We start from the raw sequence: 11725 nt of genomic DNA, 5'->3' as shown, positions 1-11725 counted from the left end.
CCGAACGGCGGCACCGGCCGTGCGCTGGCCACCCAACGGGAGCTGAATGGCGGACGGCGCCCGGCGACGGGAAGGCAGGTCCGGGGATGGGTGAAGCGATCGGCCCGATGCTGGCCTCCGCAGTGGCGGTCGCGCTCAGCCCGCTGCCGCTGATCGCCGTCCTGCTGGTCCTCGCCTCACCGCGCGGCCGGGCCAACGGGGTCGCCTTCACGGCCGGCTGGCTGCTCGGCCTCGCCGCGGTGTCGGCCGCCGTCGTAACCGCGGGCACCGCATTGAACCCCGCCCGCACCACACCGACCTGGTCGTCCTGGCTGAAGCTCGCCCTCGGCACCGCACTCGTCCTGCTGGCCGCCCGGCAGTGGCGCGAACGACCGCGACCCGGCCGGGTGACCGCGCCACCGGCCTGGCTGCTCTCGATCGACCGGCTGACCGCCGCCCGGTCCGCCGGTCTCGCCGTGGTCCTGGTCATCGCCCACCCGAAGACCCTGGTCCCGGCCGTCGGCGGCGCCGCCTCCATCGCCGCCGCGCCGACCGGCGGCGGGGAGAAGGCGGTGGCCGCCGCCCTGATGGTGCTGCTCGGTTCGCTGGGCACCCTGCTGCCGCTCGCGGCACACCTCCGGGGAAGCGTCCAGGCACGACGCACCCTCGGCGAGTGGCGCGCCTGGACGGCCACGCACAGCGCGGCGATCATGATCACCGTCCCGCTGCTGCTCGGCGCCGAGTACCTGGGCGACGCCGTCTCCGGGCTCACGTAAGCCCCCACCTACCCGACCCCGACCGGCCCACCCCTCGGGCCGGCCCGCTTCCCTACCCACCCCGTCTCCGTCACCGGATCCGTACCACCCCCCGCCCCCGCACGGCCCGGACCCCCAACCGCCCGGGGTCGGCCGTCGGCCGCGCCGCCACCGCCTCCCGTACCGTCAGCAGGATCTCGCCGTCGTAGCGCTCCGCCAGCACCCGCGCCAGCTCCGCCGCCCCGCCCGGCCGGACGTCGGGCGCCAGCTCCGGCAGCCGGCCCGGGGCGCTGAGGTCCTGGGCCTGGGCGGCCCAGCGGGCCGCATCGCACCGTTCGCCCTCGGCGGTGTAGTGCACGGCCAGGCAGTGCACGGCCAGCTGGTCCCCGTACTGGGCGGCTATCCGCCACCAGAAGACGCCGTCCGCCGCACGTCCCATGCCGTACAGCAGGCAGCCGAGGGTCCGGAAGGCGGTCTTCTCGGCGAGTTCGAGGTCCAGGGCCAGCTCCCCCGGCTCGACCGCGCCCGCCACCCCCGCGCACAGGTGCCGCAGGTCGCGCCGCAGCTCCGCCCGTCCCCCGGCCCACCGGGACTGCCCCGGGGCCGACCCCGGACCGGACCCCGAGCCTGGACCGGATCCCGCCCCCGAACCGGAGCCCGACCGCAGGCCGGGACCGGCTCCGGCCCCCGCTCCCGCGCCGAGCCCTGAACCCGCCCCCGCTGCCGCTCCCGGGCTCGGCCCCGAGAGCGGAGCGTGCGGTGGCCGGGCCCCGGCGGGCGGCCTGGCGGGGCGTTCGCGCACCGCCGGGGCGGTCCGCCGGGCGGCGGCGAGCCGCTCGGCCAGCCGGCGGGTGAAGTCCACCGGATCGTGGTCGTCGAACTCCCGCTCCAGCTCGACGGCGTGCGCACGCAGCAGGTCCACGACCCTCATGTCTGCGCCCCGCCGTCGTCCTGGTGCTCCAGGAGGTACTCCAGGTGACGCCGCCCGAGGCTGTAGTAGGTGCGGGCGGTGGTGTGCGCGATGCCGAGGGACCGTCCGATGTCGTGGTACGACAGCCCCGCCTGGCGCAGCCGGACCACGTCGGCCTGGACGGGTGCGGCCCGCGCGAGTTCCTCCATCGCCCAGTCCAGGGCGTCCAGCTCGGCGAGTTCGTTCAGCTCGTCCTGGCTGGTGTCGGGACGGCGCTGGGCGATCACCCGCAGCCGCTTGCGTTCGGTGCGCCGGCGCTCGCGCATGACGTCCACCACCGCGTCCTTGACGATCTTGAAGGCGAAGGCCTGCGGATCGGGGCTGGCCAGGGCCCGGCGCCAGTTCTTGTAGAGCGTCGTGCCCGCGTTCTGAACGGCGTCCTGGGCGTCCTCACGGTGCCGCAGGCGCTGCTGGGCGTAGCGGAGGTAGCCGGAGTTCTCGCGGGTGAAGAAGGCCTCGAAGTCGTTCGGCAGGTCGCCGAGCGGGTCGGCTCGCAGACCCCGCTCCTCGCCCGGCCCGGGAGTGCTCACGCGACCCCCCTTTCGTGGTCGGCTGGCCGGCCCGCCTGGTGGCACGCCGACGGCCCCTTGGGGCTCGTGGTGTAACCGTCCGGGAGGTCCGCGATGTTGACCGGATCGGGCAGACAATTGCCGAACGTTTCCGTTCACTTTTGAACAGTGCGGCTGACCTGCCGCTTCACCCTCGCGCACCCAGCCGGAAGACTCGCAACGTGACCCAGATCACAGTGTGCGAGGGCGCCGCTTGACAAGCCCTACGGCACCACCCGCACCATCCCCGCAACACTGCGGATCCCACTCCGCGCAGCGCCCCCCGCCCCCAGCGGGTCACGCCCCCTACGGCGCCGGCTCCACCTCCGCCGCATCCAGCGTGGCGGTCACCCGTTCCAGCAGCCCGCGCAGTGCGACCAGGTCCTCGACCGGCAGCCCGGTCGCCGCGAGCAGTCGGCGCGGAACCTGCCCGGCCCGCTCGCGCAGCGCCGACCCCTCGGGGGTCAGGCGGACGGTGACCGACCGCTCGTCCTCCGGGCTCCGCTCGCGGCGCACCAGCCCGGCCGCCTCCAGGCGCTTGAGCAGTGGGGAGAGCGTCCCGGAGTCCAGCCGCAGCCGCTCGCCGATCCGCTTGACGGGCAGCTCGCCCTCCTCCCACAGCACCAGCATGACCAGATACTGCGGATAGGTCAGCCCGAGGTCCCGCAGCAGCACCCGGTACACGCCACCGAAGGCGCGGGAGGCCGCGTTGAGCGAGAAGCAGATCTGCTGGTCGAGGCGGAGCAGCTCCTCGTCCGCCATGCCGGGGTGAGTCGTCATGAACCCATGGTACCGATCACCATCGCGCCATTTAGTTGTGCGCAATTGAATTGCGTGCTCTACTTGTCTCGACGCAGCGACGCAGCGACGCAGCGACGCAGCACCGACCGAGCGGCCGCCGCCCAGCACACCGGGCCGGCAACCGACCGGACAACCGACCGCAGGAACACCCAGGACCCGAAGGGGAAGCCACCATGGACGCGCTCTACACCGCAGCCGCCACCGCCAACGGCCGGGAGGGCCGCGCCGTCAGCTCCGACGGACAGCTGGACCTCGCGCTGGCCATGCCGCCCGCGCTCGGTGGCACTGGCCAGGGCACCAACCCGGAGCAGCTCTTCGCCGCCGGCTACGCCGCCTGCTTCGCCAGCGCCCTCAGCTTGGTCGGCCGCCAGGCCCGGGTGGACACCAGCGAGGTCTCGGTGACCGCCGAGGTGTCCATCGGCAAGGACGAGGCCGGCTTCGCCCTCGCCGTCGTGCTGCGCGTCGAGCTGCCCGAGTCCCTCGCGGGCGAGACCGGCGAGCTGCTGGTCAAGCAGGCGCACCAGGTGTGCCCGTACTCCCGTGCCACCCGGGGCAACATCCCGGTCGAGCTGGTCGTCGAGTAAGCACCCCCGAGAAGGAGCACCCCGGGGGGAAGAGCACCCCGAGCGCCCTCCGACCGCCCCACCGACGGACCGGGCCCGCCGCACGCGAACTGCGGCGGGCCCGGTCCGTCCTCCCTGGGCTCAGTCGCCTCCCGGCCCGTTCGCCGAACGCAGCGTGTCCAGTCGGTGCCGGTACTCCTCCGCGTCGATCTCACCCCGAGCGAACCGCTCCGCGAGCAACTGCTCCGGGGACACCCCCTGACCTCCTTGGCCCCCTTGCCCCACCGGACCCCAGCCGTGCGGACCGCCCACCCCGGCCCCTCCGGCGCCGGGTGCCGCCCGACCGGGCGGGATCGGCTGCCGCGAGCGCGCTACGTAGCGGAACAGGGCCACGGCGAGCAGGACGACGATCACCAGGAACATCAGCGTCCCGAACGCCATCAGCCCCACGCCCCAGCCACCCACGTAGTGGCCGTGCCCGTGCCAGTACCTCATCAGGACCTCCTCCTCCGGCCCCGTCGGGGCCCGCCGAGGTGAGCAGCGCCTACCACCATCGTGCTCCCGTCGGTGGCGAAAGCGCTGTGAGGGCGGGCTGAGAAAACGTTCCGGCAACCGTTCCCGGGCCCCACCGGGGTAGCGTGCCGCTGGTGACCCACCACCCGCCGCCCGCGTTCCACCCCCAGCGGCCCACGGCTCACCAGCCGTCCATGGCCTTCCATCCGCCGGAGGACGACCGCTCCCCCGAGCAGCTCGTCGCCGCCGGGGTGCTGCGGCGCCACCCGGACCCGCGCCCCCACCCGGCGCTCGGCCACTCCCCGATCGGCTACGTCGCCACCGCGCTCTGGGCCGAGCTCACGGCCCTCGCCATCGCGCCGGCGGCCGCCGAGGCCACCGCCACCGCACTGCTGCGCGCGATCGCCGACCGCGCCGTGGACGCGGCGCTCGCCCCGGGCAACGAGCGCGCCCCGCGCGACGACCTGTACGTGGCCGACCCGGCCCACATCGGCCCGTACCGCCGGGCGATCTGGTTCCAGCGTTCCAACCCGCACGCCCCGCACACCCCACACGACGCACACAACCCGTACGGCTCGCAGGGCCCCCGCGGCCTGCTCACCCCGGTCGACGCACGCGGCGGTTACGCCCCCCGCGGCCCGATCACCGCCTCCTTCGCGCCCCACGAACCGTAGCCCCGGGCGCCCCCGCCCGCCCTCGCCCGCCCCGCCTCCCTCAGCGCTCGACCTGGAGGCTGTGGCACACCCAGCTCAGCCGGTCCGGCCCGCCGTACGGCGGCCGGTCGTGATACGTCCCGTCCGCCACCGACATGTTGACGATCAGGTACGCGTGCCACGCGGCCCCGACCCCGTGCAGGTCCGCGTAGACCAGCTCGTCCTCCACGTACCAGTCCACCGAGTTCGCGCCGAGCACCACCCGCAGGCCGAAGGTCGCCCCCGGCCCGATCCCGGCGCTCGCACCGTGCCAGTACCGGAAGCCGCCGCGGACGTGGTTGGAGATCTCCAGCAGGTCCGGGTTGTCGGGGTGGTACTCGAAGACGTCCACCTCGTTGCCGCCGTCCCGCCAGGTCCAGATCGCCGGCCAGGCACCCAGCTCGACCGGCAGTGTCACGCTCGCCGACAGCACGTCCCCGGCGCGGAGCTGGAAGCCGTCGGGACTGCCCTCGGTGGTCAGCAGACTGCAGCTCCACAGCCCGCCACTGTGCCGCCTGACCGCCGTGAACTGCCCGTCGGGGCAGTAGTCGCGGCTGAGGTAGTCGAGTTTGTGGTCGCTCCGGTTGGTCGGCCCCATCCGGGGATAGGCGCTGCTGCGCCCGGCGATCCACTGCCTGGTCGAAGTGAAGTCCGCGTCGAACACGACTGCCACGGCCGCCTCCCCGGAGCGCTGGCGTCCCGGCAGTCCGCACCGCCAGGCACACAGGGTGAGTTACCCGATACCCTCCGCAGTATGCGAAGTGGATCGTTCGGGTCCGGGACGAACGTGCGATTCGGGACCGGTACGGCCGGTCAGGGGTCGGCGCCGAGCAGGTCAGCCGACCGGAGCCGCGCCTCCGGCCCCGAGCCGGTCGGTCACCGAGACCACCCCGTCCACCGAGCGGCACAGGTTGAGCACGATCGGCACCAGGTGCTGCTCGGGCACGGTGCCGCTGAGCACCACCCGCCCCTGGGTGACCTCCACCCCGATCTCCGCCGGGCTGACCCCGTCGATCCGGCCGAGCACCTCCTCGACGATCTCCCGCCGGATCACCATGTCCTCGCGCAGGAAGACCCGCAGCAGGTCGCCGCGGCTGACCATGCCGACGACCCGCCCCTCCTCGTCCAGCACCGGCAGCCGCTTCAGGCCGTGCCGGCTCATCAGCCGGGCCGCCGCGACCACGCTGGTGCCGGGCGTGGTGCAGACCGGCTGCGCCGTCATCAGGTCGGCCGCGGTCACCTCGCCGTCCGGGCCCGCCTGCGCCGACTCGGGCGCGGGCAGCAGGCTGGCCGGGTCCTCCTGCGCGGCCAGGGTGCGCAGCAGGTCGGCCTCCGAGACCACGCCGAGCGGTCGCCCTTCCGGGTCCACCACCGGTACGCCGGTGATGTCGTACTCGCTCAGCAGCGTCACGATCTCCCGGAATCCGGTCTCGGGCGAGACCAGGACCACGGGGCTGGTCATCACGGATTCGACGGTGGCATGACGCACGCCGGTTCACCTCGTCCAACGATGCTGGTCCGACCGGACGCGGATCGTCCCGGCCGGTACCGGCAGCATCGCCCGTAACGGCCGCGACCGCCAGGGGCCAAGGGGCCGAACGGGCGGGACCTTGGGCCCCGACCTGCTGACACGGCCCCGACACCACGCCCCCGACCGGGCACCGGCACCACGGGCCCGGCACCACACCCCCTACCGGACACCGGCACCACGCCCCGGCCGGGGCAGCCGTGGGAACGACGCCGTCAGGCGTGCGTGGTCGCCCCGCAGACGAAGACGGGCACCCGCAGGAACCCGTGGCTCCGGACGGCCGCCGCGGCCGCCGGGGAGGTGCAGAACCAGCCGTTCCGACCGAACACGGCCCGCAGCGCCCGTCCCTGCGCGTCGGCACTCGTCCAGTCGCCGTCCCGCACCCCGAGGTAGAGGGTCCGGCCGTGCCAGGTCGTCAGGAAGGCCGGGTTGGTCCCGCCGTCGACCGTGGGCGCCGTTCCGTCCAGGGACTGCGGCACGAGCACTCCCGGGTCGTCGCCCGGCTTCCGGTGACCGCCGGTGACCTGTCCGACCCAGCGGCCGACCGAGTACGGGACGATCGCGTTCGGGTCGTGCAGGACCGCGTCCTCCCCCTGGTCCTCGGCGACGCCGGAGGTCACGCACGGGCCCGCGTAGAAGGTGCCCGGATCGCCGTTCGGGGAGGCGGCGGCAGCGAAGGCGGTCATCTCGTCGGAGAGGTAGGACGATCGAAGCGTGGCGGGGTCCGAGACGTGGACACCGGGTACCACGGGCCTGATCGTCGCGTCCGGAAGGCTCGGGTCGATCTGCCGCCAGTTGGTGATGTCGCAGGAGTAGATCCACCGCAGATCGGCGGTCGTCAGGTTCTTCGGTGCGTTGCCGCCCGCCGGGGCCGCCCAGGTCACCGCGTCCCTCACGAGCGGGACGAAGTCGATCGAGGTCGGGTCGCCCTGCTGTGGCGGCCTGCTCAGCCTGGCGAAGTCGACCGTTCCACTGCTGTTGAACACCAGGGCGTTGAGGGCGCTCCGGGTGTTGGTCGGCCGGAAGATCTCGTAGGCCCCGGTCTTGGGCGTGATCCTGCTGGTTCCCCGGGCGTCCCAGCTGTAGAGCCGGGGCGCCCACGCCGACCAGGTCGGCGGCGGGCGTCGCCGCTGGTCGGCACCGGGCGGGCCGCCATCGCTCGCCGGACGTTCTTCCAGCGGTGGCGCGCCGCACGTCCGTCATATGCCCGCCGATCACCCCGGACGGCGCAACCATCACATGATCGACTCGTTGGACCATCCACCACGACAGCGGTACGGCTCCCGGGAGGGCCCCTTGGCAGTACGGACGGTGAGCACGGCCGCGCTGCGCCGGGATGTCGCGGCGCGCCCGGTGGCCCTGGCGGAGGCCTCGCTGGTGCGCCACTACCGAAGGCTGGTCCGGCTCGCCTACCTGGCGCTGCCGGCCGACCGCGACCGGCACACCCGGGTGCTCGCCGCCCACTGCGCCGTCCAACGCGCCCTGCCCACCCGCTGGGCCCGCACGGACCGAACCGCCGTCCGACCGTCCGCGCCCGGGCCCTCCGACGCTCCGGAAGGCACGGACGCCCCGGACGACCCGGCCTACGCCGCGCTGCGCCTGCGGGTGCTGCGCGCCGCGCTCCGGCCCCGCCCGGCCGCCCGTCTCCTCACGCCCCGGGTCTGGGGCCTGCGGCTGTTCACCCCGCACGGCGGCGAGGGGGACGCGGAACTCGACCACGCGCTCGCCGCGCTCTCCGCCCCGGCCAGGGCGGCCTTCGCCCTGCGGACGGTCGAGGGGCTGGGCGTCGAACGGGCCGCCGAGGTGCTGCGGCAGGCCGGGGTGGCGCACCCGGCGGTGGCGGTGGCCGTGGCCGGGCAGGTGCCGTCCGGTCCGGATCCGCTGCCGCCCGCCTTCGACCCCTGCGCCGTCCGGGTGCAGCCCACCGACCTGCTGCGCCGGCGCCGTACGCTGACGGCCGCGCTCGCGGTCGGCGTGCTCGGCCTCACCACCACGGCGGGCGTGCTGGGCGGTTCGCACCCGGCGGCGCCCGGCCGTCCGACGACGGTGCCGCTCGCGGGCGCCGACCCCGACCCGTCCCACCTGGTCCGGGTCGCCCCCGACGCCTGGCAGCACACCAGCCGGGTCGACTTCACCGCCTGGCCCGCCCGTGGCGAGCGGCGCGAGGACGGCGCGCTGCTCGGCCGCGCCCTGGCCGCCTGGGCCCGGCCCGGCAGCCGGACCCACGCCGAGCCGGGTACGGACGCCGGTCCGCCCGCCGCGCCCGCGCCGCACCTGCTGTTCGCCGGGACGGTGGACGGCACCGGTGTGGTGGTGTTCTCCGACGGCGAGCGGATCGCCCGCTACACCGACAGCCAGAACGGTCAGGGCGGTCGGGACAGCGGAGACCTGGACCTCGCCCGGGCCGACGACGCGGACCCGACCACGGCCGGCGCGGTGGTCCTGCGCCGTCAGGGCGCCACCGTCCGCTACCTGCTGGCGCCCTGGGTGGACTCCGCGGAGACCCGCCGGATCGACCGGCCCGACACCCCCGCCCACCCGTTGGAGCACCCCGACGGCCTCACCTCCCCGGCCCCGGCCGGCGGGCCCGCCGACTGCCAGGGCGCCACCCTGCTCCAGCTGCACTCGTCCCCCGTGGTCGCCGAGAAGGCCGAGAGGTCCGCCTTCCTGCTGGCCGACCTGGGCGGCCTGATCCCCGCACACCTCACCTACGCCCCGCCACCGGAGCGCCCCCAGCCGGACGGCTCACCACCTGACCGAGCCCAGGCCGACCGCGCCCAGGCCGACCGCGAGCCGCGCGAGGCGACCGCCCAGGACGCGCTGCTGGCCTGGTCCCGGGCCGGCTGCGCCGTTCCGGACGGCACACCGGGCGTCAAACAGCTGAACCTCTGGGCCTTCGCCGTCCAGCCGCTGCCGCAGAACGCGGGCTCGGCCTCCTGGGTCTGCCTGCGCGCCGACCGCTGGGACGGCGCGGGCAGTGCGGCCACCGCCGTCGTCCTGCCGGGCGCCCGCGGCGCGCAGCGCACCGGCGGCGGACCGGGCCGGGCCTGCGGCCGCTTCGAGCGGGACGCCGTGGCCTGGACCTGGTGGCGTTCCCCGCACGGGACGGAGTTCGTGCTCGCGGCGGGCAGCCGCCGGGTCACCCGGCTCACCGTCAAGGGTTCGGGCTGGTCCGCCGACCGGCCCGCGCCGGACCGCACCCTGGCCGTCGAACGCCCCGCCCGCGCGGCCGTCCAGGTGGAGGCGCTGCTCGACAACGGCGCCCGGATCGACCCACCGCACTGAGCCCCGCGCCCCGTCTCCCTTCCACCCCGAGTGCTCCCGTTCAGGCCACGGCCCGCGGCCGACGGGACAGCTCCCGCTCGTAGTCGGGCAGTTCGACGCTGCTGACCTGCTTGCCCAGCTCCAGCATCTTCTCCAGCGCCCAGCGCCGGTTGAGCAGCGCGTTGCGGAACCGCAGCCCGGTGGCCGTGCGCGGCGCGAGGAACGGACCGGTGCGGTCGCCGCCCTTCTGGCAGCCCTGCGCGTAGCCGCGCAGGAGGTGCTCGTACCGCGCGAAGGCGGCCCGGTGGTCGCCGCGGGCGCGGGCCAGCTCGCCCGCCAGGACGTACGCGGCCACCACCGCCGTCCCGGTGCCCATGCCGCCGATGGTCGCGCCGCAGGCGGCGTCGCCGATCAGGGCGATCCGACCGGTCGACCAGGCGGGCACGTCGGCGCGACTGATCGAGTCGAAGTACGGCTCGGGGGCGGCGTCCAGGCTCTCCAGCAGCTGCGGCACCCGCCAGCCGAGGCCCGCGAAGGCGGCCCGGACCAGTTCCTTCTGCCGCGCCGGGTCGTGACGGTCGTAGCGCAGTTCGGGCGAGGCGAAGAGGCAGAAAGCACCGGCCCGGCTCGGGTCGCGGTGGTCGGCGCCGACGGACATCAGCCGGCCGGGGACGTTGAGGCCGACCCCGCCGATGGGCAGTCCGAGGTCGTTGGGCAGCTGCCAGGTGGCCGCGTAGTAGCCGAGGTGGCGGACGTAGCGCTGCTCGGGGCCGAAGGCGAGCCGACGGACGGTGGAGTGCAGCCCGTCGGCGCCGATCACCAGGTCGAACTCGCGCGGCGCCCCGTGCCGGAAGGCGACCCGGACCCCGTCCGGAGTCTCCTCCAGCGCCGTGATCGAGTCGCCGAAGACGTACTCGGCGCGGGCGCTGCTGTGCCGGTGGAGCAGCTGGGCCAGCTCCCCGCGCGGGACCTCCAGGTCACCTCCGGCGAACTCGGCGGGCAGGTGCAGCAGTTGGCGCCCGTCGGGGCCGACGAAGGTCATCGGACTGCCGCCGGTGCCGAGCGTGCGCAGCTCCTCCAGGACGCCCATCCGCTCCAGCACGGTCAGGTGGGTGCGGCCGCGGAAGTCGACGTCCTGGCCGCCGTCGCGCAGCGCGGGGGCCAACTCGACCACGGTCACCTCGAAGCCGTACCGGCCCAGCCAGTGGGCGAGCGCGGGGCCGGCGATGCTCGCGCCCGAGATCAGGACCTTGGTGCTCATGGGAATCCACTCCGTCCGAGGATCGTGAAACTGTGTCTGGCGGACACTGTTTGTTGCTGTGTACGGTAGACACAGTTGAGCGGGAAGGGCAACCCCCCAGGTGGCAAGCCCCGAACGGAACCCCAGAACGGGAGCGGATGATGGCCGAGGCGGCGAACGACACGGTGCGGCTGCTCTGGGGCCCGGCCCCCAAACCCACCCGCGGGCCGAAGCCGGCCCTCAGCCTGGAGCGGATCGCCGCGGCCGGGGTCGAGGTCGCCGACGCGGAGGGGCTCGGCGCGGTCTCCATGCAGAAGGTGGCCGGGCTGCTCGACTTCACCAAGATGTCGCTCTACCGGTACGTCCCCGGCAAGGCCGAACTCGTCGCCCTGATGGTCGAGTCGGCCGTCGAAGCGCCCCCGGACGCACCGGAGGGCGCCGACTGGCGGGAGCAACTCACCGCCTGGGCCCACCACTTGGCCGAGTCCTTCGCCAGGCACCCGTGGCTGCTGGACGCCACCGTCGGCGCGCGGGCGCTCGGTCCGAGGGAACTCGCCTGGCTGGAGCGGGTGGTGGCGGCGCTCGACGGCCACGGGCTGACCGGCCCCGAACGGATGGACGCCGCCGTCCTGCTCACCGGGCACGTGCGCGGAATCGCCGCGCAGTCCCGCGCCGCCGGCCCCGCCGACACCCCCGAGGCCGAACTCCTCGCCGCCCTCGGCACCGTGGTCCAGGAGAACGCCGACCGCTTCCCGGCCGTCGCCGCCGCCATGGCCGACCCCGACGGCCGCGACCAGGCGCTGGAGTTCGGCCTGGAGCGCATCCTGGACGGGCTGGCCGCCCTGATCGACCGCCGCACGGCCGGCGCCTGA

The 11725-nt window shown here is 74.9% G+C and carries 13 protein-coding genes; 5 read left to right on the top strand and 8 right to left on the bottom strand.

Going from position 1 to position 11725, the window contains the following annotated elements; all coding sequences use genetic code 11:
- The first annotated feature begins 86 nt into the window (after window positions 1-86).
- Complete coding sequence (locus ACFVU7_RS21965; protein ID WP_388046554.1) at window positions 87-755, top strand: GAP family protein; 669 nt, start codon at window positions 87-89, stop codon at window positions 753-755.
- Between the two features lie 70 nt (window positions 756-825).
- On the opposite strand, the gene ACFVU7_RS21960 is transcribed toward ACFVU7_RS21965, so the two are convergent.
- The 3 genes from ACFVU7_RS21960 to ACFVU7_RS21950 form a co-directional block, all read right to left on the bottom strand.
- Window positions 826-1665 (bottom strand): hypothetical protein, encoded by an 840-nt coding sequence (locus ACFVU7_RS21960; protein ID WP_147409355.1) that lies wholly within the window; start codon window positions 1663-1665, stop codon window positions 826-828.
- The gene (locus tag ACFVU7_RS21955) at window positions 1662-2234 is read right to left on the bottom strand and encodes an RNA polymerase sigma factor (RefSeq protein WP_049658113.1); all 573 of its coding nucleotides are present in this window, start codon (window positions 2232-2234) and stop codon (window positions 1662-1664) included. The genes ACFVU7_RS21960 and ACFVU7_RS21955 overlap by 4 nt, the downstream gene beginning before the upstream one ends.
- A gap of 324 nt (window positions 2235-2558) precedes the next feature.
- Complete coding sequence (locus ACFVU7_RS21950) at window positions 2559-3032, bottom strand: MarR family winged helix-turn-helix transcriptional regulator (RefSeq protein ID WP_049658111.1); 474 nt, start codon at window positions 3030-3032, stop codon at window positions 2559-2561.
- 194 nt (window positions 3033-3226) lie between these two features.
- On the opposite strand from ACFVU7_RS21950, the gene ACFVU7_RS21945 reads away from it, so the two are divergent.
- Window positions 3227-3637, top strand: coding sequence for an organic hydroperoxide resistance protein (locus ACFVU7_RS21945; protein WP_388046552.1), 411 nt, complete (start codon window positions 3227-3229; stop codon window positions 3635-3637).
- Window positions 3638-3757: 120 nt separating this feature from the next.
- Here ACFVU7_RS21945 and ACFVU7_RS21940 read toward each other — a convergent pair whose 3' ends face one another.
- Entirely contained in the window at window positions 3758-4111 is a 354-nt protein-coding gene (locus ACFVU7_RS21940; RefSeq protein WP_388046550.1) for an SHOCT domain-containing protein, read from the bottom strand.
- A 152-nt stretch (window positions 4112-4263) separates the two neighbouring features.
- Between ACFVU7_RS21940 and ACFVU7_RS21935 the strand changes: the two genes are divergently transcribed.
- On the top strand, window positions 4264-4803 hold the full coding sequence (locus ACFVU7_RS21935) for a hypothetical protein (protein ID WP_388046547.1): 540 nt from the start codon (window positions 4264-4266) through the stop codon (window positions 4801-4803).
- Window positions 4804-4843: 40 nt separating this feature from the next.
- Here ACFVU7_RS21935 and ACFVU7_RS21930 read toward each other — a convergent pair whose 3' ends face one another.
- The 3 genes from ACFVU7_RS21930 to ACFVU7_RS21920 form a co-directional block, all read right to left on the bottom strand.
- Window positions 4844-5494, bottom strand: coding sequence for a beta-glucanase (locus tag ACFVU7_RS21930; RefSeq protein WP_074004845.1), 651 nt, complete (start codon window positions 5492-5494; stop codon window positions 4844-4846).
- Between the two features lie 162 nt (window positions 5495-5656).
- Window positions 5657-6310, bottom strand: a complete 654-nt coding sequence (locus ACFVU7_RS21925) for a CBS domain-containing protein (RefSeq protein WP_049658102.1) — start codon at window positions 6308-6310, stop codon at window positions 5657-5659.
- 254 nt (window positions 6311-6564) lie between these two features.
- Window positions 6565-7377 (bottom strand): substrate-binding domain-containing protein, encoded by an 813-nt coding sequence (locus ACFVU7_RS21920; RefSeq protein WP_388046651.1) that lies wholly within the window; start codon window positions 7375-7377, stop codon window positions 6565-6567.
- A 268-nt stretch (window positions 7378-7645) separates the two neighbouring features.
- Here ACFVU7_RS21920 and ACFVU7_RS21915 point away from each other — a divergent pair, with 268 nt between their 5' ends.
- Complete coding sequence (locus ACFVU7_RS21915) at window positions 7646-9634, top strand: hypothetical protein (protein WP_158077758.1); 1989 nt, start codon at window positions 7646-7648, stop codon at window positions 9632-9634.
- A gap of 40 nt (window positions 9635-9674) precedes the next feature.
- Here ACFVU7_RS21915 and ACFVU7_RS21910 read toward each other — a convergent pair whose 3' ends face one another.
- Window positions 9675-10874, bottom strand: a complete 1200-nt coding sequence (locus ACFVU7_RS21910; RefSeq protein ID WP_074004848.1) for an FAD-dependent monooxygenase — start codon at window positions 10872-10874, stop codon at window positions 9675-9677.
- A 140-nt stretch (window positions 10875-11014) separates the two neighbouring features.
- On the opposite strand from ACFVU7_RS21910, the gene ACFVU7_RS21905 reads away from it, so the two are divergent.
- Entirely contained in the window at window positions 11015-11725 is a 711-nt protein-coding gene (locus ACFVU7_RS21905; protein ID WP_388046545.1) for a TetR/AcrR family transcriptional regulator, read from the top strand.

This window comes from Kitasatospora sp. NPDC058046, from assembly GCF_042885595.1.
Lineage (GTDB): Bacteria > Actinomycetota > Actinomycetes > Streptomycetales > Streptomycetaceae > Kitasatospora.
The sequence above is the reverse complement of the archived record's forward strand: the minus strand, read 5'-3'. Positions and strand labels throughout refer to the sequence as shown.

Bases quoted from the DNA above. Each gene is read 5' to 3' on its own strand.
- ACFVU7_RS21965 (WP_388046554.1), top strand. From the start codon at position 87: ATGGGTGAAGCGATCGGCCCGATGCTGGCCTCCGCAGTGGCGGTCGCG.
- ACFVU7_RS21960 (WP_147409355.1), bottom strand. From the start codon at position 1,665: ATGAGGGTCGTGGACCTGCTGCGTGCGCACGCCGTCGAGCTGGAGCGG.
- ACFVU7_RS21950 (WP_049658111.1), bottom strand. From the start codon at position 3,032: ATGACGACTCACCCCGGCATGGCGGACGAGGAGCTGCTCCGCCTCGAC.
- ACFVU7_RS21945 (WP_388046552.1), top strand. From the start codon at position 3,227: ATGGACGCGCTCTACACCGCAGCCGCCACCGCCAACGGCCGGGAGGGC.
- ACFVU7_RS21940 (WP_388046550.1), bottom strand. From the start codon at position 4,111: ATGAGGTACTGGCACGGGCACGGCCACTACGTGGGTGGCTGGGGCGTG.
- ACFVU7_RS21910 (WP_074004848.1), bottom strand. From the start codon at position 10,874: ATGAGCACCAAGGTCCTGATCTCGGGCGCGAGCATCGCCGGCCCCGCG.
- ACFVU7_RS21905 (WP_388046545.1), top strand. From the start codon at position 11,015: ATGGCCGAGGCGGCGAACGACACGGTGCGGCTGCTCTGGGGCCCGGCC.